This window comes from Pseudomonas sp. IPO3749 (assembly GCF_013386605.1).
In the GTDB taxonomy this organism is placed as follows: Bacteria; Pseudomonadota; Gammaproteobacteria; order Pseudomonadales; family Pseudomonadaceae; genus Aquipseudomonas; species Aquipseudomonas azotoformans_A.
In genome coordinates this window covers 1-22,349 of sequence record NZ_JACARN010000045.1, presented here as the reverse complement: position 1 = coordinate 22,349, position 22,349 = coordinate 1, and the positions used below count along the sequence as shown (strand labels likewise).

Here is a 22,349-nt window from a genome sequence, read left to right as displayed (position 1 = left end):
CCTTTCTACCCGAGTCCGCGATGCCCCGGCCCAACCGCCACACACTCTTCCCCTTCCTCGCCTGGCTCCCGCGTCAGACCCGCGCCAGCGTCGGCCGGGATGCGATGGTGGGCCTCAGTGGCGCGGTTCTCGCCTTGCCACAGTCAATTGCCTACGCGCTGATCGCCGGTCTCCCACCCGAATACGGCCTGTACGCCGCAATCATCCCGGTGTTGATCGCCTGCCTCTGGGGTTCCTCCTGGCATCTGATCTGCGGTCCCACGGCGGCGATTTCCATTGTGCTCTACGCCAGTGTCAGCCCGTTGGCCGTGCCGGGGTCGCAGGACTACATCACCCTGATCCTGTTGCTGACCTTCCTCGCCGGGGTTTTCCAGTGGCTGCTGGGCATGCTGCGCTTTGGCGCGCTGGTGAATTTTGTCTCTCATTCGGTGGTGCTCGGTTTCACCCTGGGCGCCGCCGTGGTGATTGCGCTCGGGCAACTGCCCAATCTGCTGGGGCTGGATTTACCGAGCCAGGCCACGGCGATCAATAGCCTGATGGCACTGATCCACCATAGCGGCGAATGGGATCATGCTTCACTCATACTCGGGCTCGGCACCTTGCTGGTGGGGGCACTGCTCAAATACCTCGTACCGCGCTGGCCAACCCTGTTGATCGCCCTGGCGCTGGGCAGCCTGGTGGCGTGGCTGTGGCCGGCGATGTTCGGGCATGTGGCGCTGGTCAGTTCGTTTATCGGCAAACTGCCGCCGTTCAGCCCGTTGCCCATGGACCTGGATGTGATCCTGCGCCTGCTGCCAAGCGCCGTGGCGGTGGGGATGCTGGGGCTGGTGACCAGCTTGTCGATTGCCCGCTCGCTGTCGGCGCGTTCGCAGCAATTGCTCGATGCCAACCAGGAAGTGCGGGCGCAGGGTTTATCCAACATCGTTGGCGGATTTTTCTCCGGGTATTTGTCAGCCGGTTCGTTCACACGCTCCGGCCTCAGCTACGAGGCGGGCGCCTGTTCGCCGTTGGCGGGCGTGTTTTCCGCGTTGTGGGTGGCACTGTTTGCGCTGTTTGGCGCGGCATTGATCGCCCATATTCCGATCCCGAGCATGGCCGCGAGCATCTTGCTGATCAGTTGGGGTTTGGTGGACCGTCGCGGCATTCGCGCGTTATTCCGCGTCAGTCGCGCCGAGTTCGTGGTGATGAGCCTGACCTGCGTCGCCACCTTGCTGCTGGAGTTGCAAACAGCGATTTACGCCGGGGTGCTGGCGTCGCTGTTTTTCTACCTCAAGCGCACTTCGCAGCCACGGGTACAGCAATGGCGCGATGGCGATGAAGATGTGCTGCGGGTGGGCGGCTCGATCTTTTTCGGCGCCAGCCACTACCTGCAAGTACGCCTGCAAAGCCTGCAGGGCGAACGGGTGGTGATCGAGGCGCAGCAGATCAACTTTATCGACTATTCCGGGGTGGAAATGCTGCATCAGGAAGCGCGGCGCTTGAAGGGCTTGGGGCGCAGCCTGACATTGCGCCGGGCCAGGCCGCAGGTAGTAGAAGAATTGAAAAAGCTGGAAGGGGCCGACAGCTGCCCCATCCAGTTCCAGGAGTGATTACAGCGCCAACTGGCGGCGTAGTTCAGCCAGTACGGGCGCCGAGTCCGGGCGCACGCCGCGCCACAGGAAGAAGGCTTCCGCCGCCTGTTCCACCAGCATGCCCAGGCCATCCATCGCCACGGCTGCGCCTTGTTCGGTGGCCCAGCGGCAAAACGCGGTCGGTTCCTTGGCGTACATCATGTCGTAGCAAAAGGTCTTGCCCGGTTCGATCAGGCTGCCCGCAATCGGCGGTACATCGCCTGACAGGCTGGCGGAGGTGGCGTTGATGATCACATCCACCGGCTCACGCAACCAGTCGAAACCACTGGCGGACACCGGGCCCAGGTCGTCGAACAACTCAGCGAGCATTTCGGCCTTTTCCACGGTGCGGTTGGCGATGATCAGCGAAGCAGGCTGTTCGGCCAGCAACGGCTCCAGCGCGCCGCGTACCGCGCCACCAGCGCCCAGCAACAAGATGCGTTTGCCTTGCAGGCTCAACCCGGCGTTAACCGTCAGGTCACGCACCAGGCCGGCACCGTCGGTGTTGTCGCCCAACAGGCTGCCGTCGGCCAGTTTGCTCAGTGTGTTCACCGCACCCGCGCGTTGGGCGCGGTCGGTCAAGGTGTTGGCCAAGCGGTAGGCATCCTCCTTGAACGGTACGGTGACGTTGGCACCCCGCCCCTGCTGAAAAAACTCACGGGCACAGCCGGTGAAATCCTCCAGCGGCGCCAGCAAGGTGCTGTAGTCCAGTTGCTCGCCGGTCTGCTCGGCGAACATGCGATGGATCAGCGGCGACTTGCTGTGGCCGATGGGGTTGCCGAACACGACATAGCGGTCCATCAGACAGCCGCCTTGGGCGCGACAACGCCCAGCCAGTCGCGGTCTTGCAGGAAGTAGTCGGTGAGGCGCGCTTCTTCGCTGCCGGCATCGGCCTTCCAGTCGTAGCTCCAGCGCACCTGCGGCGGCAGCGACATCAGGATCGACTCGGTGCGTCCGCCCGATTGCAGGCCAAACAGGGTGCCACGGTCGTAGACCAGGTTGAATTCAACGTAGCGGCCACGACGGAACTCCTGGAATTCGCGCTGTTGCTCGGTGTAGGCGGTGGCCTTGCGGCGCTGCACGATCGGCAGGTAGGCGTCGATGTAGGCGTCGCCGATGGCGCGGATGAAGGCGAAGCAGGTGTCGAAGTCCCACTCGTTCAGGTCATCGAAGAACAGGCCGCCGATGCCGCGCGGTTCGTTGCGGTGCTTGATGTGGAAGTAGGTGTCGCACCAGGCTTTGTAGCGCGAGTACACGTCTGGACCGAACGGTGCACAGGCCTGCTCGGCCACGCGGTGCCAGTGGATGCAGTCTTCTTCATTGCCGTAGTAAGGCGTGAGGTCGAAACCGCCACCGAACCACCACACCGGCTCTTCGCCTTCTTTTTCAGCGATGAAAAAGCGCACATTGGCGTGGGAAGTCGGTACGTGTGGGTTGTGCGGATGAATCACCAGCGACACACCCAAGGCTTCAAAGCCACGACCGGCCAATTCAGGGCGATGCGCGCTGGCAGATGGTGGGAGACCGCTGCCAAACACGTGGGAAAAGTTGACGCCGCCTTTTTCGATCACCGAACCGTTTTCGATCACACGGGTGCGTCCGCCGCCGCCGGCAGGCCGGGTCCAGGCGTCTTCGATAAAGCGAGTGTCCGTCTCGAAGGTTTCCAGGGCGCTGCAAATGCGGTCTTGCAGGTCAAGCAGGTAGGCCTTTACAGCCTCGGTGCGGGTAGTCATGGCATCACCTTGAATCGGGCAAAGCTACGCGAGGCCATTGGGCGTCGGCGGCAAATGGGCGCACAGGATACCACTGCACCCGGTTGCGCCGCAGTTGACGAAGATCAAGCTTAGGAGTCCGATAGGGGGCTACGCGATTCGAACCCAGGAGAAGTGCAGATGGCCAAACGTATCCAGTTCAGCGCCCATGGCGGCCCCGAAGTACTTGAGTTTGTGGACTACACGCCGGCAGAGCCCGGCCCGCAGCAGGTTCGCGTGCGTAACGAGGCGATTGGCCTGAACTTCATCGACACCTATTTCCGCAGTGGCCTGTACGCACCGCCCGCATTGCCATCGGGGTTGGGCGCAGAAGGCGCCGGTGTGGTCGACGCGGTCGGCAGCGAAGTCACCCAGTTCAAGGTCGGTGACCGCGTGGCCTACGGCAGCGGCCCGCTGGGCGCCTACAGCCAACTGCATGTGCTGCCCGCCGCCAACCTGGTGCACCTGCCGGATGACATCAGCTTCGAACAAGCCGCCGGCGCCATGCTCAAAGGCCTGACCGTGCAGTACCTGCTGCGCCAGACCTATGAACTGAAGGGCGGCGAAACCATCCTGTTCCACGCCGCTGCCGGTGGCGTCGGCTCCCTGGCCTGCCAATGGGCCAAGGCTCTGGGTGTAAAGCTGATCGGTACTGTGAGTTCGCCGGAAAAAGCCGCCCTGGCCAAATCCCTCGGTGCCTGGGAAACCATCGACTACAGCAAGGAAGACGTCGCACAACGCGTGCTGGAATTGACCGACGGCAAAAAAGTACCGGTGGTGTACGACGGCGTCGGCAAGGACACCTGGCTGACCTCGCTGGACAGCGTCGCGCCACGGGGGCTGGTGGTGAGTTTCGGCAATGCGTCCGGCGCGGTGGATGGGGTGAACTTGGGGATCCTGTCGGCCAAAGGTTCGCTGTACGTCACCCGGCCGACCCTGGCGACCTATGCCAACAACCCGCAAAACCTGCAGGCGATGGCGGATGACCTGTTTTCGATGATCCAGAGCGGCAAGGTGCGCATTGATATCAACCAGCGGTATGCGCTGGCGGAGGCGGCGAAGGCGCAGACGGAGTTGTCGGGGCGGCGGACGACTGGCTCAACCATTTTGCTGCCTTGACCGACCTTTGTGGCGAGCGGGCTTGTTGTGGCGAGGGAGCTTGCTCCCGTTGGCCTGCGAAGCAGGCCCAAAGCAGAGAATGCGGTGCCTGTTCTGGGGCTGCTTCGCAGCCCAACGCGGGGCAAGCCCGCTCGCCACAAGAAACCCGCTCGCCACAAAAGCGTTACGAAGGCCGCACGACCTCCCCGGTCACCAGGTCGCGAATCAAGCTCGGGTTCTTGCGTCCACCCAAGGCGCCACCCAACACCAGGTCCACCTGGCCACGAAAGTATTGCTCCACGCGAATCCGCGTGCGCGCCGCCGGGCGTCCTTGCGGGTTGGCTGATGTGGAAATCAACGGCCCTACCAGCGAGCACAAATCCCGCACCAGCGGATGATCAGTCACCCGCAGGGCAACGGTGTCGTGCACACCCGTCACCCACTCCGGCAACAAGTCCTGATGGGGCACCAGCCAGGTGTTCGGCCCTGGCCAGGTGCTGGCCATGCGGTCGATCCAGTCCTGCGGGAAGTCTTCGAACAGAAAGTCGAACTGACGGATGTTGTCCGCCACCAGGATCAGGCCCTTGTCCACCGAACGGTTCTTGATGGCGAGCAAACGGTCCACTGCTTCTTCGTTCCACGGGTCGCAGCCCAAGCCCCAAACCGCTTCGGTTGGATAGGCAATCACCGCGCCTGCGCGAATTTCTCGTGCGGTTTCCAGCACACGCCACCGGTTGACCATTGTTCACTCTCCAGACTAAAGCTCTGCGCAGTTTACCGATCTTCTTTACAAAACCTAGCAGCGCGCAAGCCAGCGCCCGCTTTCGCAGATGACCTGACCTTCGAGCTCAAGCTCCGTAAGGCTCGCCAGTACCTGGGACAACGGCCGTCCACTGGCAATCGCCAGGGCTTCGCTGGTGTGAGGCGCCGCGTGCAGCAACGCCAGCAACGGATGCACAACCGGCATCGGCGCTGGGCGGGACAATGCCTGCCAGCCACGTAAACCTTCCAGGATGTGTTCGATAGTCTCCACCAGCACCGCACCATCACGGATCAACTGATGACAGCCCTTGGCGCCGGGATGATGGATGGAGCCCGGAATCGCATACACCTCGCGCCCTTGCTCGGCCGCCAGTTTCGCCGTGATCAGCGAACCGCTGGCCATGCTGGCTTCCACCACCAGCACGCCCAGGGACAAGCCACTGATGATCCGATTGCGTCGGGGAAAATTACCCGCCTGGGGCGGCGCATCCAGGGGGAACTCGGAAACCACCGCGCTGCCTTGGTCAATCATCGCCGCTGCCAGCCGGCGGTGGCGCTGTGGATAAAAATTTTCAAGCCCGGTGCCGAGCACGCCAATTGTCTGGCCGCCCACATCCAATGCCGCCTGATGCGCTGCACCGTCAATGCCTAACGCAAGGCCACTGGTGATGACAAAACCGGCGCTCGCCAAGGTGCGCGAAAACGCCGCCGCCGTGTCCATGCCGGGACGCGATGCACGGCGGCTGCCGACTATCGCCAGTTGCGGTTTTTCCAGGATTGCAGGGTCACCGGCGACGAATAACAGCGGCGGCGCATCGCCAATCTGGGCAAGCAGTGCAGGGTAGTCCGGCTGGTCCCACATCAGTAAATGCTGGGCCGGGCAGGCCATCCAGGCCAAAGCCTCGCTGGCAGCATCGCGAATTTCATGACTGCGCCGGGCATCGGCGCTGATGGCCGGCAGCCCGAGTGAACGCCAGGCGCTGGCAGGCGCACTGATGGCTTTTGAGGCAGAGCCGAACGCTTCGATCAACAAGCGAAAACGTTTCTGACCCAGTTCCGGCAGCCTGTGCAAGCGTAGACGCGCTTCCAGTTCTGAGGGGGAAATTTCGTGGCTATTTGTCGGATACATCTGATCATCCTTGACCGGAACAAGTTGTGGATAACTCTGTTGGTAACTTATTTAGCAGGCTATTTATTGTGTTTGATGAGCAGTCTCGAAACGGTCCATCACCGCCAACGGTCGTGAGGCATTGAGCACCAGGCCGTAACTGAGCTTTTCGTAGGTGCGAAACACCAGCAGGGTGCCGGCGCGCTCGTCGGGCAGTTTCGTCGGCGCGCCGGTCAGGCGGTCGCGCACCGTGGCGCCCGTCTTGATCACGCTGAGGAGTTGGCCTTCGACCAGGCCGTCACGACGGCCTTTGTTCAGGGTTACGGCATCCAGCACGCCGATCTGGGTCACGCCCTTGGGAATATCGATGATCTGCCCTTCGATAAAGGGCGTGGTTGGCGAGACCGCAAAGGCTGCCGGATCGGCCGGAGGTTGTGCACGCAACAGACGGTCACCGGGTCGCACCTCCTGGGTAATACGTTGGACGGCCAGGGTGGTGAGGTCGCCAGCCGTTACAAAACGGGCGGTGCCGATGTCGTCGGCATTGATCCCCAACAGCTCTCGGGTCTGTGGGTCGGTGTAGGCCTTGCCGCGTCGGAATATGCCGTAATTGGGCTGGGAAGGGTCCAGGTTGCCCCTGGCATACACGCGCTCGCCATCGGCGCCGAGCACGCGGCCAGCTTCGGCAGCGATGATGTACGGTGCGTTGTCCAGGTCCTGGGGTGTATCAAGGATGCGGTTATGCAGCAGGAAGCGCTGGATAGCCTGTTGCGTCGGTTGTTCCAGGCGCTGGACGGGCGGGGGCAGCAGGGCCATGGAAAACGGGGCCCACAGCAGCAAGACGAGTAGCGATTTCCTCATGGGGTGAATCTCCTTTATTATGTGCGTTCGCGTGAAATGCCTTGGCCTTCGCGGCTTTTAAGGGTTTCACACCGGTCGTGTGGGTCCATCCCAACGCCGATTTGCCTCTACCTCACATGTGCAGCAATTACGCTTATGGCTATTTTGAACATCCTCGAATTCCCCGACTCGCGCCTGCGCACGATCGCCAAACCGGTGGCCGTAGTGGACGACAAGGTTCGTCAGTTGGTCGATGACATGTTTGAAACAATGTATGAAGCCCCGGGTATCGGCCTCGCCGCGACCCAGGTCAACGTGCATCAGCGCGTCGTGGTCATGGACCTGTCGGAAGATCGCAGCGAACCGATGGTTTACATCAACCCCGAGTTCGAACCGCTGACCGACGAAATGGGCGAATACCAGGAAGGCTGCCTCTCCGTGCCGGAGTTCTACGAGAACGTCGAACGCCCGCTGCGCGTAAAGATCAAGGCCCTGGACCGCGACGGCAAGCCGTTCGAGCTGATTGCCGAAGGCCTGCTGGCGGTGTGCATCCAGCACGAATGCGACCACCTCAACGGCAAGCTGTTTGTCGATTACCTGTCCACGCTCAAGCGCGACCGGATCAAGAAGAAGCTGGAAAAAAAGCATCGCCAGCAAGCTTGATGCCCCCTTCCAAAGGCTTGCTGCGGCAAGCCTTTTTCTTTTGTGACTGCTTTTAACCGAGACCTCCCATGACCGAGCCACTGCGCATTGTTTTTGCCGGCACGCCTGAATTTGCCGCCGAACACCTCAAGGCCCTGCTTGCCAGCCCTTATGACATCGTCGCGGTGTACACCCAGCCGGATCGCCCGGCCGGTCGTGGGCAAAAACTGATGCCGAGCCCAGTCAAGCAGCTGGCGCTGGCGCACAACATTCCCGTGCTGCAACCGCCGACCCTGCGTAATGCCGAGGCCCAGGCCGAACTGGCGGCGCTGAAGCCGGACCTGTTGGTGGTGGTGGCCTACGGCCTGATCCTGCCGCAAGTGGTGCTGGATATCCCACGCCTGGGCTGCATCAACAGCCATGCCTCGCTGTTGCCTCGCTGGCGCGGTGCGGCACCGATCCAGCGTGCGGTGGAAGCCGGTGACAGCGAAAGCGGCGTGACCGTGATGCGCATGGAAGCAGGGCTGGACACCGGCCCGATGCTGCTCAAGGTCACTACGCCGATCACTGGCGAAGACACAGGCGGCAGCCTGCACGACCGCCTTGCCGAACTGGGCCCGCCCGCTGTGATACAGGCCATCGCTGGCCTGGCTGCGAGCACCCTGGAAGGTGAAGTGCAGGACGACAGCCTGGCCACTTACGCCCACAAACTGAATAAAGACGAAGCGCGCATCGACTGGAGCCGCCCGGCCGTGGAGCTGGAGCGCCTGGTGCGCGCCTTCAACCCGTGGCCGATCTGCCACAGCACCCTCAACGGCGAAGCCTTGAAAGTCTTGGCCGCCACCTTGACCGAGGGCAAAGGCGCTCCCGGTGAGATCATCGGCGCCAGCAAGGACGGCCTGTTGGTCGCCTGCGGTGAACAAGCGTTGTGCCTGACCCGTCTGCAATTACCCGGTGGCAAGGCGCTCAATTTCAGCGATTTGTTCAACAGCCGTCGTGAGAAATTTGCCGTGGGTACTCTCCTCGGGGCCGCCCAATGAACCCACGTCTGGCTGCCGCCAAGGCTCTCGCTGCCGTCCTCCAAGGCAAGGCTTCGCTGAACAGTTCGTTGCCGACCCAACTGGACAAGGTCGAAGACCGCGATCGCGGTTTCACCCAGGACCTGGCCTTTGGCACGGCCCGCTGGCAGCCACGCTTGTCGGCGTTGGCAACCAAGTTGCTGCAAAAACCGTTCAAGACGGCCGATGCGGATGTCGAGGCGCTGCTGCTGGTCGGCCTCTATCAGTTGCTCTACACCCGCGTGCCCGCCCACGCCGCCATCGGTGAAACCGTCGGTTGCGCCGACAAGCTGAAAAAACCTTGGGCCAAGGCCCTGCTCAACGCCGTGCTGCGCCGAGCCCAGCGAGAAAGCGAAGCGCTGCTGGCCGAGCTGGAACATGACCCGGTGGTGCGCACCGCCCACCCGCGCTGGCTGCAAAAGTCCCTGAAAGCCTTCTGGCCGGAGCAATGGGAAGCTATTTGCGCGGCGAACAATGCGCATCCGCCGATGATCCTGCGGGTCAATCGTCGTCATCACAGCCGTGACGCCTACCTGCAATTGCTCACCGAGGCCGGTATCAACGCCACGCCGTGCGTGTACAGCGTCGACGGCATCGTGCTCGAAGCCGCCGCCGATGTACGCAGCCTGCCGGGCTTTGCCGAAGGCTGGATCAGCGTGCAGGATGAAGCCGCGCAACTGGCTGCCGACCTGCTCGACCTGGCACCCGGTCAACGCGTGCTCGACGCGTGCTGCGCGCCAGGCGGTAAGACCTGTCACATCCTGGAAGTCGAAAAGGACCTGGCCGGTGTCATCGCTGTCGACCTGGAAGCCAAGCGCCTGGTGCGCGTGCGCGAGAACCTCGCTCGTCTGGGCCTCAGCGCCGAGCTGATCGCCGCCGACGGCCGTGACACCGCCACCTGGTGGGACGGCAAGCCGTTCCAGCGCATCCTGCTCGATGCACCCTGTTCCGCCACCGGCGTGATCCGCCGCCACCCGGACATCAAGCTCACCCGCCAACCCGACGACATCGCCGCCCTGGCCGTGCTGCAAGGCGAACTGCTCGACGCAATGTGGCCGACCCTGGACGTTGGCGGCATCCTGCTCTACGCCACCTGTTCCACCTTGCCGACGGAAAACACCGAGGTGATCGAAGCCTTCCTCGCCCGCACCAGCGGCGCCCGGGAGCTGGACCTCGCCACCACGGCTGGCATCAAGCAGCCCCACGGCCGCCAGTTGCTCGCGCAAGAAGGCGGACACGATGGCTTCTACTACGCCAAACTGATCAAGATCGCCGCCGCGCGCGGCTGAATGGTTTTAAGGGAGTGACCGGATGAAAATCATCATCCTTGGGGCAGGGCAAGTCGGTGGCACGCTGGCCGAACATTTGGCCAGCGAAGCCAACGACATCACGGTGGTCGACACCGACAGCGAGCGCCTGCGCAACCTGGGCGACCGCCTCGATATCCGCACCGTACAAGGCCGTGCATCGTTCCCGACGGTGCTGCGCCAGGCCGGTGCCGACGATGCCGACATGCTGGTGGCCGTGACCAACAGCGACGAAACCAACATGGTCGCCTGCCAGGTCGCCCATACCCTGTTCCACACCCCGACCAAAATCGCCCGCGTACGCGAAGCGGCCTACCTGACCCGCGCCGGGCTGTTCGACAACGATGCGATTCCGGTCGACGTGCTGATCAGCCCGGAACAAGTGGTGACCCACTACATCAAGCGCCTGATCGAGATTCCGGGCGCCTTGCAGGTGATCGACTTCGCCGGCGGCAAGGCGCAACTGGTCGCGGTGAAGGCCTATTACGGCGGCCCGCTGGTAGGCCAGCAACTGCGCCAGTTGCGCGAGCACATGCCGAATGTGGAAACCCGCGTCGCGGCGATTTTCCGGCGTGACCGCCCGATCCTGCCCCAAGGCGACACGGTGATCGAGGCCGACGACGAAGTGTTTTTCATCGCCGCCAAGGCGAATATTCGTGCCGTCATGAGCGAAATGCGCCGCCTCGACGAGACCTACAAACGCATCGTCATCGCCGGCGGCGGGCAAATCGGCGAGCGTTTGGCCGAAGCCATCGAAAGCCGCTATCAGGTGAAGATCATCGAGATGAGTCCGGCACGTTGCCGGCATTTGTCCGACACCCTCGACAGCACCGTCGTACTGCAAGGCAGCGCTTCTGACCGCGACCTGCTGATGGAAGAGAACATCGCCGACGCGGATATCTTCCTGGCCCTGACCAACGACGACGAAGCCAACATCATGTCATCGCTGCTGGCCAAGCGCCTGGGCGCGAAGAAGGTGATGACCATCATCAACAACCCGGCTTATGTGGACCTGATCCAGGGCGGCGATATCGACATCGCCATCAGCCCGCAGTTGGCGACCATCGGCACGTTGCTGGCCCACGTGCGTCGTGGCGATATCGTCAGCGTGCACTCCCTGCGCCGGGGTGCGGCGGAAGCCATCGAGGCGATTGCTCACGGTGATTCCAAGTCGAGCAAGGTGATCGGCAAGGCCATCCGCGATATCGGCTTGCCGCCGGGCACCACCATTGGCGCGATCATTCGCGACGAAGAGGTGATCATTGCCCACGACGACACAGTGATCGAAACCGGGGACCATGTGATCTTGTTCCTGGTGGACAAGAAACATATCCGCGATGTGGAGAAACTGTTCCACGTGGGCCTGAGCTTTTTCTGACACAACGGAGTACGCCTGCATGCTCGAATCCCTGGAAAAAATGCTCGCCAAGGGTGTGGATAATTCCCTGCTGCGTTTTGGTTTGGGCAAGGGTTATCTGGATTTGAAAGACAACGCCAAGGCGGCGGAGCATCTGCAGAAATGTGTGGAGTTCGACCCCAAGTATTCGGCGGCGTGGAAGTTGTTGGGTAAGGCGCAGTTGGGGTTGGAAGATCGTGCGGCGGCGCGGCTGGCGTGGGAGAAGGGCATCGAAGCGGCCCAGGCCCATGGCGACAAACAGGCCGAAAAAGAAATGGCGGTGTTCCTGAAGAAACTCGACCGCGTGTAAACGCGTGCTTTTGTAGTGAGCGGGCTTGCCCCGCGCGAGGCAAGCTCGCTCACTACAAGTGTCAAGCCGGCATCAATACCAGCGCGCTTCGCCCGGCGGGCGTTTCTTGAAGCGCTTCATGCTCCACATGTACTGGCTCGGATAAGCGCCGACATACCGCTCCACCACCTTGCTCATCGCCGCACAGGACGTAGCAGTGTCGGTGCTGTACATGTCTTCCGGCGCCGCTTCCAGAATCACTTTGTAACCCGAACCGTCCGGCAGCCGCAGCGCGTGCAGGAACACGCCGACAGCCTTGTGACCGGCAAGCATGTTCGGCACGAACTTGCTGGTCAGCGCCTGGGTGGCAAAGAACGGCACGAAGATCCCTGCGGATTCCGCCGGCTCAGGATCCGCCGGAATGCCCACCTGGCCGCCTTTGCGAACTTCCTTGATCACGCTGAGGATGCCTTCCTTGGTCGACGCCGCCACGCGGTTGCCCAGTTGCACGCGCTGCTTGCGCAGCAACTCATCCACCGCCTTGAGCTTGGGCGGGCGGTAGAAAATGATCGGTTTGCACTGGCTGCAATAGAAATGGTTCAGCACTTCCCAATTGCCCAAGTGGCTGGTGATGCCGACCACGCCTTTGCCCGAAGCCAGGGCTTCGTGCAGCACCTCCAGGCCTTCGACTTCACGCACCAGGTCGATGGAACGCTGGGCCGGCCAGATCCAGGCGCAGGCGCTTTCGGTCAGGGACTTGCCGATGTCCATCAGGCTGCGGCCGACTAAAGCTTCACGCTCGACGGGGTCCATGTCCGGGAAGCATTTGGACAGGTTGATCCGCACCGTGTCGCGAGAGCGGTTGGGGGTTTTCCACATGATCCAGCCAATCGCCGTGCCGACGGCCTGGACAGCGCGCCAGGGCAGCAGGGCAAACAACCGGAGAGCGCCTACCAGCAAGGCGCCTTTCAACTTTTCCACAGGTCACTCCTGATCGTGTGTGGTGCGCAAAGCCGGCATTCTAACCGGCGTTGGCCAAGTCCGCGTAACGGTCGCAGTCCTGAGTGTGATCCATGACCATGCCTGAGGCCTGCATGAACGCGTAGCAAATGGTCGGCCCGACGAAGGTGAAACCGGCTTTTTTCAGGGCTTTGCTCATGGCTTCAGCCTCGGGTGTAATCGCCGGCACTTCGCTGCGGTCCTTGAAGTGATTGACCTTGGGATGGCCACCAACAAAGGACCAGAGCAACCCCACCGGGTCCTCCAGCGCCAGCCAGGCTGCGGCATTGCGGCGGGTGGCGTAGAGCTTCAGGCGATTGCGCACAATGCCCGGATCCTGCATCAGCGCTTCGATCTCAGCATCGGTCAACCGCGCCAACCGCTGCGCATCAAAACCAAACAAGACCTTTCGATAATGCTCGCGTTTGCGTAAAACGGTGATCCAGGAAAGGCCCGCCTGGAACCCTTCGAGTAAAAGCAACTCGAACAAACCCTGCGCATCGCGCAGCGGCGTTCCCCACTCCTGATCGTGATAAGCCATGTACAGCGGATCTTCAGAACACCAAAAGCAGCGTGGCATAAGGCTCCAGGGGATGGTGGCGCGGCCGAATCGGGTATACTCCCGCTCTTTAAATCGCAGCCCAAGTAACAGGTGAATTTCGTGAGCCAGCCTACGCCAGCCGTGCGTACCTTCCAAGACTTGATCCTCGCCCTCCAGCAATACTGGGCCGAGCAAGGTTGTGTGGTACTTCAGCCCTACGATATGGAAGTAGGCGCCGGCACTTTCCACACCGCTACATTCCTGCGGGCCATCGGCCCGGAAACCTGGAACGCCGCTTATGTGCAGCCCAGTCGTCGCCCGACTGACGGCCGCTACGGCGAAAACCCGAACCGCCTGCAGCACTACTACCAGTTCCAGGTGGTACTGAAGCCGAACCCGGACAACTTCCAGGAACTGTACCTGGGCTCGCTCAAGCATGTGGGCCTGGACCCGCTGGTCCACGATATCCGTTTTGTCGAAGACAACTGGGAATCGCCGACCCTGGGCGCCTGGGGCCTGGGCTGGGAAGTCTGGCTCAACGGCATGGAAGTGACGCAGTTCACTTACTTCCAGCAAGCCGGTGGCATCGAGTGCTACCCGGTGACCGGCGAAATCACCTACGGCCTCGAGCGCCTGGCCATGTACCTGCAAGGCGTGGACTCGGTCTACGACCTGGTGTGGGCTGACGGCCCGTTCGGCAAAGTGACCTACGGCGACGTGTTCCACCAGAACGAGGTGGAGCAATCCACTTACAACTTCGAACACGCCAACGTCGACAAACTGTTCGAACTGTTCGACTTCTATGAAAGCGAAGCCAAGCGCCTGATCGAGCTCGACCAGCCGCTGCCATTGCCAAGCTATGAAATGGTGTTGAAGGCCTCCCATACCTTCAACCTGCTGGATGCCCGCCGTGCCATCTCGGTCACCGCGCGCCAGCAATACATCCTGCGTGTACGCACCCTGGCGCGTTCCGTCGCCCAAGCCTACCTGCTGGCTCGCGCCAAGCTGGGCTTCCCGATGGCAACCCCGGACCTGCGTGATGAAGTGTTGGCTAAGCTGGAGGCTGCACAATGAGTGCTCAAGATTTCCTGGTTGAACTGGGCACCGAAGAGCTGCCACCCAAGGCACTGAACACCCTGGCCGACGCGTTCCTGGCCGGTATCGAAAAAGGCCTGCAGACCGCGGGTCTTAAATTCGCCGCGAAGAAAGTCTACGCCGCGCCACGTCGCCTGGCCGTGTTGCTGACCGCGCTGGAAACCCAGCAGCCGGACCGCAACATCAACCTCGACGGCCCACCACGCCAGGCCGCTTTCGATGCCGAAGGCAACCCGACTCAAGCCGCCCTTGGTTTTGCCAAGAAGTGTGGCGTCGAGCTGAGCGAGATCGACCAGAGCGGCCCGAAACTGCGTTTCAGCCAGGTCATCACCGGCAAGCCGACCGCCAGCCTGTTGCCGACCATCGTTGAAGACTCGTTGAACGACCTGCCGATCCCGAAGCGCATGCGCTGGGGCGCTCGCAAGGAAGAGTTCGTACGTCCGACCCAGTGGCTGGTGATGCTGCTCGGTGACCAGGTCATCGATTGCACCCTCCTTGCCCAGAAAGCCGGTCGTGATTCCCGTGGTCACCGCTTCCATCACCCTGAAGCTGTACGCATCACCTCGCCGGCCAACTACGCTGCCGACCTGCGTGCCGCCTACGTGCTGGCCGACGCCAACGAGCGTCGCGAGCTGATCAGCAAGCGTACCGAAGAGCTGGCCCGCCTGCAGGAAGGCACCGCCATCGTGCCGCCAAGCCTGCTCGACGAAGTGACCGCGCTGGTTGAATGGCCGGTGCCGCTGGTGTGTTCGTTCGAAGAGCGTTTCCTCGACGTGCCGCAAGAAGCGCTGATCACCACCATGCAGGACAACCAGAAGTATTTCTGCCTGCTTGACGTGGACGGCAAGTTGCTGCCGCGCTTCATCACCGTGGCCAATATCGAAAGCAAGGACCCGCAGCAGATTATCGCCGGTAACGAAAAAGTCGTTCGCCCGCGCCTGACTGACGCCGAGTTCTTCTTCAAGCAAGACAAGAAGCAGAAGCTGGAAGACTTCAACCTGCGCCTGCAGAACGTGGTGTTCCAGGAAAAACTCGGCAGCGTCTACGACAAGGCCGTGCGCGTTTCCAAGCTGGCCGCCTACATTGCGCCACGCATTGGTGGCGATTCCGCCTGGGCTGCGCGTGCAGGCCTGCTGTCCAAGTGCGACCTGGCCACCGAGATGGTCGGCGAGTTCCCGGAGATGCAAGGCGTTGCCGGCTACTACTACGCCCTCAACGACGGCGAGCCGGACGATGTAGCCCTGGCGCTGAACGAGCAGTACATGCCGCGCGGTGCCGGTGCTGAACTGCCAAGCACCTTGACCGGCGCTGCGGTGGCCATCGCCGACAAGCTGGATACCCTTGTGGGTATCTTCGGTATCGGCATGCTGCCAACCGGCAGCAAAGACCCGTATGCCCTGCGCCGTGCGGCCCTGGGCGTGCTGCGTATCCTGATCGACAAGAAGCTGGACCTCGACCTGACCCAGGCCGTGGTGTTTGCCGTCGGCCAGTTCGGTGCCAAGGTCAAGCAAGCCGGCCTGGCCGAGCAAGTGCTGGAGTTCGTGTTCGACCGCCTGCGTGCGCGTTACGAAGACGAAGGCGTGGACGTGTCGGTGTACCTGGCGGTACGTGCCCTGCAACCGGGTTCGGCGCTGGACTTCGACCAGCGCGTACAAGCTGTGCAGGCCTTCCGCAAACTGCCGGAAGCCGACGCCCTGGCCGCTGTGAACAAACGTGTGTCGAACCTGCTGAGCAAGGCCGAAGGCCTGGGCAATGCTGACGTCGACCCAGGCCTGTTTGCCGACGCCAAGGAGTTCTCGCTGAACTCGGCCATCGCCAAAGCGGAGACGGCAGTGAAACCGCTGATCGCCGAGCGTAACTACGCCGAAGCGCTCGCGCGCCTGGCCACCTTGCGTGACCCGGTGGATGCGTTCTTCGAAGCCGTGATGATCAATGCCGACGATGCCGGCGTGCGCAAAAACCGCTACGCCATGCTGGCGCGCCTGCGTGGTCTGTTCGTCAACATTGCTGACATTTCGACGCTGAGCTGACCATGTTGAAACTGCTGATTCTTGATCGGGACGGGGTGATCAATGTCGACTCCGACGCTTACATCAAGTCGGTGGCGGAATGGATTCCACTGCCCGGCTCGATCGAGGCCATCGCGCAGTTGAGCAAAGCCGGCTGGACGGTGGCCATCGCCACCAACCAGTCCGGCATCGCCCGTGGTTACTACGACATCGCCACCCTGGACGCCATGCACGCGCGCTTGCGCACGTTAGTGGCCGAGCAGGGCGGTGAGGTGGGGTTGGTGGTGTACTGCCCCCACGGGCCGGATGAGGGCTGCGATTGCCGCAAACCCAAGCCTGGCATGTTGAAAACCATTGCAGAACATTACAAGGTGCCGTTAGCTGGGATATGGTTCGTCGGGGACAGCCTCGGTGACCTGGAGGCGGCCAAAGCCGTCGACTCTCAGCCAGTTTTGGTTAAGACCGGAAAAGGCGAAAAGACCCAGGCGAAAAACCTGCCGGTAGGCACCTTGATTTTTGACGATCTGGCGGCCGTTGCCGCAGAACTTATCAACAACTAGCCACCCTCGACTTCCTGAACAAGGATTGCTCGGGAGTGCGCTTTTAGCAGGCGGGCCGCGTCCCGCAACGGTAAATGCCGCCATGTCGATTTTGCAGGCCATCAGAACCTTTTTCTTTTACCTGCTGCTGGGCACCAGTTCGTTCCTCTGGTGCACCCTGAGCTTTTTTATTGCGCCCTTTTTGCCATTCAAGGCGCGCTATCGCTTTATCAACGTCTATTGGTGCCGCTGCGCGTTGTGGCTGTCCAAGGTGTTCCTGAACATCCGCTTCGAGGTCAAGGGCGCGGAAAACGTCCCGGACCAGCCCTGCGTGATTCTGTCGAACCACCAGAGCACCTGGGAGACGTTCTTCCTGTCGGCGTACTTCTCGCCGCTGAGCCAGGTACTCAAGCGCGAGCTGTTGTACGTACCGTTCTTTGGCTGGGCCATGGCGATGCTGCGCCCGATCGCCATCGACCGTGACAACCCCAAGGCCGCACTCAAGCACGTGGCCAAGAAAGGCGATGAACTGCTCAAGGACGGTGTTTGGGTGCTGATCTTCCCCGAAGGCACGCGTGTGCCCTACGGCACGGTAGGCAAGTTCTCACGCGGTGGTACGGCTTTGGCGGTCAATGCGCATCTGCCGGTACTGCCGATTGCGCATAACGCCGGTAAGTTCTGGCCAAAGACCGGCTGGGCGAAACGCGCAGGCACCATCACCGTGGTGATCGGCGAACCGATGTACGCCGAAGGTGAAGGACCCCGTGCCATCGCCGCGCTGAATGACCGCGCCCAGGCGTGGAACGAAGCCCAGCAACGGGCCATGGGGTCGTTGCCGCCGGAGCCGGTTGTAGTCGACACGCCGGTCATCTGAGCATCTGTGGATAACCTGTGTACGGTTTGTTGGCGAATCGCCTTTTTTGTCTTATAAGAGGCTGATTTACTTATATATTTCTCAAGGTCATAAAATCAGGGAAAAGGTGCATAAGTTTTTTCCGCATAAAAAAACCGGTCCTTGTGACCGGTTTTTTATGCACAGCAGAAAAGTACGTTTTTTCAGTCGTCCAGCAGCGGCAGTTGAAGGCTGAATGTGGTGCCTTTGCCCACCACGCTTTCGCAACTGATGCGCCCGCCATGACGTTCTACCACGGCCTTGACCATCGTCAATCCCAACCCCAGGCCTTCGCTGCCTTGGGACGAATCGAAGCGGCGGTATTGGCTGAACAGCTCCGGCAAGTCCTGTGCGGCAATCCCTGGACCCTGGTCGCTGATACGGCATTCCAACCAGCCTTCTGCGCTGCTGTGCCTCAACCTCACGGTCGTTCCGGAAGGCGAATACTTGATGGCGTTCTCCAGCACGTTGAACAACGCGCGGGTTAGCAGTGATTGGTCAGCTGACACCATGCCTTCATCGGCCTCGTCCAAGTCGTGAACCAGATGAATCCCCTTGAGCTGGGCGATCAGCGCCACTTGGTCAAAGGCATCCATGACCAACATGGCGAACAGCGTCGGTTGGAACTGGTAACCATCAGCCTCGGCTTTCGCCAGTTGCACGAAGGACTCGGTGAGGCCCAAGGCACGGCGAACTTGTTGTTCGATCTGGGCAAACACCGGGGACTCGCCGTTATGCACATCCAGCAGTGCAAGGATCGCTGAATGGGGTGCGCGCAGGTCGTGAGAGAGGAACCGCAACATGGTCTCGCGGTGTTGCTGGGCTTCGCGCTCCTTGCTCAAATCCGTCAGGCTCAGCAGCCAACCAAGGGCGACATCGCCTTCAGCTGGCAGCAAGGGCGCAAGCTCCATGCGCAGGCTGCGTTGGTGGATGTCCCGGAACTCCACAAGCTCCAGCGCCGACAGGGCAGGGCGCACGCCATTGTGCAGCGGTGGGTAGCCCAAGTCCGCCATCTGCTCCAACAGGTTTTCGTTGACCAGATCATTGCCGAACACTTGCCGGGAGATGCGGTTGGCCAGCAGGATATTGCCCTTGGGATCGGTAATCAGGGTTGCCACCGGCAGGCACTCCAGGCCATCGGCCATAAAGCGCCGTGTGTCACGTGTGCGGCTTACGGCTTGTTCCAGGGCAAAGATACGCGCCTGCAACACATCGCCTTTGCTGGCGGGTGCACGACGGCGTTCGGGCAGGACTTTGGGTTCGTTGTCCAGGCGTGCCAGTTCCCAACCGAAATAGGCGAGGATCACACTGAGGCGGCGCCAGTTCCAGATCAGGTAACTGAGCAGCAAACCAATCAGACAGGCCGCAGGCGACCACCAATGCCCCAGACGCAACAGGGCCAGGGAACCGAGTAACGCGGCGCCCATGCAGCCCAGGGTCATCCACAGCGCATAGCGCGGGCGATAGAGCAGCAGGCCCAATAACAACGCCACCAATGAGGTCGCCATCAAGGCAGCAAGCCAGCCTGGCAGATCAACGATGCTGCGGCCTTGAAGCAAGCCATTGAGCACGTTGGCCTGGATCTCCACGCCTGCCGTGGTGCCCACCGTCGAAGACAGAGGTGTGACGAAACGATCACCCATCCCGGAGGCGGTCGACCCCACCAGGATCAAGCGACCACGCAGTTGCTCGGGAGCCACTTCACCGCGCAATACGCTGGCGTAGGACACGCTAGGAAAATGCGTATGAGGGGCGATAAACGGGATGCGAATAGCGTGCTCCCGATGCCAGTGCTGAGTGAGCGATTGCAGAGGCTCGCCCGGCATTTCAGACAACTCGCCACTCATCTCGTAGGCCAGCCACGCCAATTGCGGTGCCGTGGTATCGGGCGGGCCTTCACGCAGATAGAGGCTGCGGACCACGCCATCGCTGTCTGCTTCAACATTGATGTGGCCCAGACCTTTGGCGCATTTGAGCAAGGGCATCATCTGCGTGTCCGGTTGGCTGTAGCTCGCAGCACCTTCACGCAGCAGGGGTAGCAAGACATTGCCGGCGTTGCAGACCGACTCGGCCAGGCGTTTGTCATTGGCGGGGTCGCCGCGCTCACTGAAGATCACATCGAACAGAATGCCCGCCGGTTGCGCGGCACTCAGGCGGTCGATCAGGTCGGCGTGCAGGCTGCGTGGCCAAGGCCATCGTCCGAGCTTCTTAAGGCTGGAATCATCGATCGTCACCAGCAGGATCCGTGGATCGACGGGTAGGGGTGTGAGGCGACGCAGGCTGTCGTATAACGGATTGTTCAAGGCCAGGCCCGGGCTCAGCGACAGGTAGGCGGTGATGGGCAACAACAGTAAACCTATCCACAACCACTCGCGCACCAGGCCGTGGAACAGGCGCTGGGCATGGGTGGGTTGACGTTTTTCGGCCTTGCCCCAGAGCATCATTGGTCAATGTACCTGAGCAGTGGGCGGGTAGTAGAAAATGTCATAGACCCCGGTTTCTCCCTCCAGGCCGTTTTCGTCGTAAGCCGACAAGCGCACGTGATAGAACGAAGCTTTGAGCCCAGTGAAGCTCATTTTCGGCGTGCTGGAAAAGTTTTCCTGCTTGATGTTCATAAAGGTTTTGTCAGTGGCGACCTGGGCACGGTAGCCCTGGGCGCCGGGCAATGGCCGAAGGTATAAGCTCCAGACCGGCGCGTCGCCTTTCTGGCCGTCCTGCCCGATGAGCTTCGGTGCGGCCAGCAGTTCTACGGGATTGAGGTCGCCCTGTTTCTTGAAGAGCAGGCCTTGGCGTGCAGCCACTTTGATCTCGCCTGTCCGATCCCGGTTGGCGGCGACCTGACCGTCCAACACTTCCAACAGCGATCGCTCAGCGTCATTGCGCACCCGAAAGTGCGTGCCTCGCACACCCAGCACACCGACCGGCGTTACGATCTGGAAGCGATCATGATCGCTGGCACGCTTGATCACATACGCCTCGGCCTGGCCTTGTTCGAGTACCACTTGGGGAATCGACAGATTCTTCTCCAAGCGCAGCCGCACCTGAGAATCAGAGGGCAACACCACGCGGGATCCATCACCCAGCAACAGGCTGACGAACGCCGACGCCGAGGTCTTCACACCTTCCTGTTCATCAATAGACATGCCTTCGAGCAAGGGAATCGTCTTGCCCTGAGTATCGAGTTTCCAGGCTTCACCGGTGAGATGCTGGACTACGGCAGGCAGAGGTTGGACCCGGCATAAAAAGTCATCGTCGATGTATGGTGTACGAATCTTTGTAGCAGCGCCCGCCGAGCCCACCATCATGATCAACAAAGAGGGAAGGGCGCAGCGCAGGCAATTAGGAGAAAGAAACATGGCGCTCATACAAGTCAGGGTTCCAGAGGGCAACAGACATCAGCGCACAGGAGTTTACGGCAGCGCATGCGTCGGCTGATCCTTTTCCTTAGGGTCAGGAGCCGGTATCTTTCCCACATTGGTATCGAGGACTTTCAATGGGTTAACCGCTCATTGATCCCAGCGTATAGAGAGATCCGAGGGGTCGATGAATCTGCGCACAATTCTTCAGATTCAAAAACCGGCCGACGGCTGTCGCACTCTTCAAATGAAAGGACCCACCCATGCGTGTCGCAATACTGGATGACGAACCCGCCGAACTGCGCCGGGTGGAACAGACACTGCGACAAATCCCCAGCACCGCCGAACAGCCTTGGTCCCTGCATTGCTTCGAACGCGGTGAAGACCTGTTACGCCAACTGCGCCGGGAAACCTTCGACCTGCTGATACTCGACTGGCAATTGCCGGACATCACCGGCATCGCGTTGCTGCGCTGGACCCGCGAACACATGGAGTCGCCACCTGCCGTCATCATGCTCACCAGCCGTGATGCCGAGAGCGACATCGTCACCGCGCTCAACAGCGGCGCGGACGATTACGTCAGCAAACCTTTTCGCCCCAATGAATTGAAAGCACGGGTCACTGCCGTTCTGCGTCGGCATGGCCTGCAGAAGTCTGCCACCCATGAAGTGCAGAGCTTCAATGACCTGACCTTTGATGACGCCGAATTGACAGTGACCCGAGCGGGAAAACCGATCAACCTCACGGAACGGGAGTATCGTCTGGCCAGCTGTCTGTTCGCTAACTTGGCCCGACCACTGTCTCGCGAGTACCTCTACGAGCGGTTCTGGACCCATGAAGAAATGGTGTCGTCACGGCCGCTGGATACGCATATCTACCGGCTACGAAACAAGCTGGGGCTGACGGCGGATCGGGGTTGGCAGTTGCTGACGATCTATGGGTATGGGTATCGGTTGGAGAGTGTGGCGGCAGCTTCTCAAGGCTGATTACGCTGATGTTCCACGTGGAGCATTTTCAAATTCGCTGATTTTCACCCAATAAAAAATGTCCGCTGTCA

At 61.2% G+C, this 22,349-nt stretch carries 21 protein-coding genes; 12 read left to right on the top strand and 9 right to left on the bottom strand.

Features of this window, described 5'->3' with window-relative positions; genetic code table 11:
• The first annotated feature begins 20 nt into the window (after window positions 1-20).
• Window positions 21-1,589: a SulP family inorganic anion transporter gene (locus HX812_RS18700; RefSeq protein ID WP_038847808.1), complete on the top strand. Its 1,569-nt coding sequence runs from the start codon at window positions 21-23 to the stop codon at window positions 1,587-1,589.
• Here the strand turns inward: HX812_RS18700 and aroE are convergent, their stop codons facing one another.
• Window positions 1,590-2,411 carry a shikimate dehydrogenase gene (gene aroE / locus HX812_RS18695; protein WP_038847809.1) on the bottom strand — a complete coding sequence of 274 codons (822 nt, stop codon included), beginning with the start codon at window positions 2,409-2,411 and terminating at the stop codon, window positions 1,590-1,592.
• Complete coding sequence (gene hemF / locus HX812_RS18690) at window positions 2,411-3,343, bottom strand: oxygen-dependent coproporphyrinogen oxidase (RefSeq protein ID WP_038847811.1); 933 nt, start codon at window positions 3,341-3,343, stop codon at window positions 2,411-2,413. The genes aroE and hemF overlap by 1 nt, the downstream gene beginning before the upstream one ends.
• Window positions 3,344-3,502: 159 nt before the next feature.
• Between hemF and HX812_RS18685 the strand changes: the two genes are divergently transcribed.
• Entirely contained in the window at window positions 3,503-4,480 is a 978-nt protein-coding gene (locus tag HX812_RS18685; RefSeq protein WP_038847813.1) for a quinone oxidoreductase, read from the top strand.
• 163 nt (window positions 4,481-4,643) lie between these two features.
• Here the strand turns inward: HX812_RS18685 and HX812_RS18680 are convergent, their stop codons facing one another.
• The 3 genes from HX812_RS18680 to HX812_RS18670 form a co-directional block, all read right to left on the bottom strand.
• A complete protein-coding gene (locus HX812_RS18680) occupies window positions 4,644-5,201 on the bottom strand; it encodes an L-threonylcarbamoyladenylate synthase (protein WP_003170728.1) in 558 nt (185 codons plus the stop codon).
• Between the two features lie 54 nt (window positions 5,202-5,255).
• Window positions 5,256-6,350: a DNA-processing protein DprA gene (gene dprA / locus HX812_RS18675; protein ID WP_038847365.1), complete on the bottom strand. Its 1,095-nt coding sequence runs from the start codon at window positions 6,348-6,350 to the stop codon at window positions 5,256-5,258.
• Between the two features lie 63 nt (window positions 6,351-6,413).
• A complete protein-coding gene (locus HX812_RS18670) occupies window positions 6,414-7,190 on the bottom strand; it encodes a hypothetical protein (protein WP_038847367.1) in 777 nt (258 codons plus the stop codon).
• Between the two features lie 135 nt (window positions 7,191-7,325).
• On the opposite strand from HX812_RS18670, the gene def reads away from it, so the two are divergent.
• From def to HX812_RS18645, 5 genes are all read left to right on the top strand, one after another.
• On the top strand, window positions 7,326-7,832 hold the full coding sequence (gene def, locus HX812_RS18665) for a peptide deformylase (RefSeq protein ID WP_016978734.1): 507 nt from the start codon (window positions 7,326-7,328) through the stop codon (window positions 7,830-7,832).
• Window positions 7,833-7,900: 68 nt separating this feature from the next.
• Entirely contained in the window at window positions 7,901-8,851 is a 951-nt protein-coding gene (gene fmt, locus HX812_RS18660; protein ID WP_038847368.1) for a methionyl-tRNA formyltransferase, read from the top strand.
• Window positions 8,848-10,158, top strand: coding sequence for a 16S rRNA (cytosine(967)-C(5))-methyltransferase RsmB (gene rsmB, locus HX812_RS18655; RefSeq protein WP_038847369.1), 1,311 nt, complete (start codon window positions 8,848-8,850; stop codon window positions 10,156-10,158). Before fmt ends, rsmB begins: the two co-directional genes overlap by 4 nt.
• A gap of 22 nt (window positions 10,159-10,180) precedes the next feature.
• Window positions 10,181-11,554 (top strand): Trk system potassium transporter TrkA, encoded by a 1,374-nt coding sequence (trkA, locus tag HX812_RS18650; protein WP_010207735.1) that lies wholly within the window; start codon window positions 10,181-10,183, stop codon window positions 11,552-11,554.
• A gap of 19 nt (window positions 11,555-11,573) precedes the next feature.
• Window positions 11,574-11,882 carry a lipopolysaccharide assembly protein LapB gene (locus HX812_RS18645; protein WP_038847372.1) on the top strand — a complete coding sequence of 103 codons (309 nt, stop codon included), beginning with the start codon at window positions 11,574-11,576 and terminating at the stop codon, window positions 11,880-11,882.
• 72 nt (window positions 11,883-11,954) lie between these two features.
• On the opposite strand, the gene HX812_RS18640 is transcribed toward HX812_RS18645, so the two are convergent.
• Together HX812_RS18640 and HX812_RS18635 are read right to left on the bottom strand one after the other, a co-directional pair.
• Complete coding sequence (locus tag HX812_RS18640; protein ID WP_016978730.1) at window positions 11,955-12,842, bottom strand: lysophospholipid acyltransferase; 888 nt, start codon at window positions 12,840-12,842, stop codon at window positions 11,955-11,957.
• A gap of 40 nt (window positions 12,843-12,882) precedes the next feature.
• The gene (locus tag HX812_RS18635) at window positions 12,883-13,440 is read right to left on the bottom strand and encodes a DNA-3-methyladenine glycosylase I (protein WP_038847374.1); all 558 of its coding nucleotides are present in this window, start codon (window positions 13,438-13,440) and stop codon (window positions 12,883-12,885) included.
• A gap of 81 nt (window positions 13,441-13,521) precedes the next feature.
• Here HX812_RS18635 and glyQ point away from each other — a divergent pair, with 81 nt between their 5' ends.
• The 4 genes from glyQ (at window position 13,522) to HX812_RS18615 (ending at window position 17,918) form a co-directional block, all read left to right on the top strand.
• Window positions 13,522-14,475, top strand: a complete 954-nt coding sequence (gene glyQ, locus HX812_RS18630; RefSeq protein WP_003187265.1) for a glycine--tRNA ligase subunit alpha — start codon at window positions 13,522-13,524, stop codon at window positions 14,473-14,475.
• Window positions 14,472-16,526 (top strand): glycine--tRNA ligase subunit beta, encoded by a 2,055-nt coding sequence (gene glyS, locus HX812_RS18625; RefSeq protein ID WP_038847378.1) that lies wholly within the window; start codon window positions 14,472-14,474, stop codon window positions 16,524-16,526. Before glyQ ends, glyS begins: the two co-directional genes overlap by 4 nt.
• Before the next feature lie 2 nt (window positions 16,527-16,528).
• The gene (gene gmhB, locus HX812_RS18620) at window positions 16,529-17,065 is read left to right on the top strand and encodes a D-glycero-beta-D-manno-heptose 1,7-bisphosphate 7-phosphatase (RefSeq protein ID WP_161630242.1); all 537 of its coding nucleotides are present in this window, start codon (window positions 16,529-16,531) and stop codon (window positions 17,063-17,065) included.
• A gap of 82 nt (window positions 17,066-17,147) precedes the next feature.
• The gene (locus HX812_RS18615) at window positions 17,148-17,918 is read left to right on the top strand and encodes a 1-acyl-sn-glycerol-3-phosphate acyltransferase (protein WP_033900474.1); all 771 of its coding nucleotides are present in this window, start codon (window positions 17,148-17,150) and stop codon (window positions 17,916-17,918) included.
• 182 nt (window positions 17,919-18,100) lie between these two features.
• Here HX812_RS18615 and HX812_RS18610 read toward each other — a convergent pair whose 3' ends face one another.
• A complete protein-coding gene (locus HX812_RS18610; protein ID WP_038847380.1) occupies window positions 18,101-20,380 on the bottom strand; it encodes a CHASE2 domain-containing protein in 2,280 nt (759 codons plus the stop codon).
• Between the two features lie 3 nt (window positions 20,381-20,383).
• Window positions 20,384-21,301: a FecR domain-containing protein gene (locus tag HX812_RS18605; protein WP_038847381.1), complete on the bottom strand. Its 918-nt coding sequence runs from the start codon at window positions 21,299-21,301 to the stop codon at window positions 20,384-20,386.
• A gap of 254 nt (window positions 21,302-21,555) precedes the next feature.
• Between HX812_RS18605 and HX812_RS18600 the strand changes: the two genes are divergently transcribed.
• Window positions 21,556-22,278: a response regulator transcription factor gene (locus tag HX812_RS18600; RefSeq protein ID WP_038847382.1), complete on the top strand. Its 723-nt coding sequence runs from the start codon at window positions 21,556-21,558 to the stop codon at window positions 22,276-22,278.
• The last annotated feature ends 71 nt before the right edge of the window (window positions 22,279-22,349 follow it).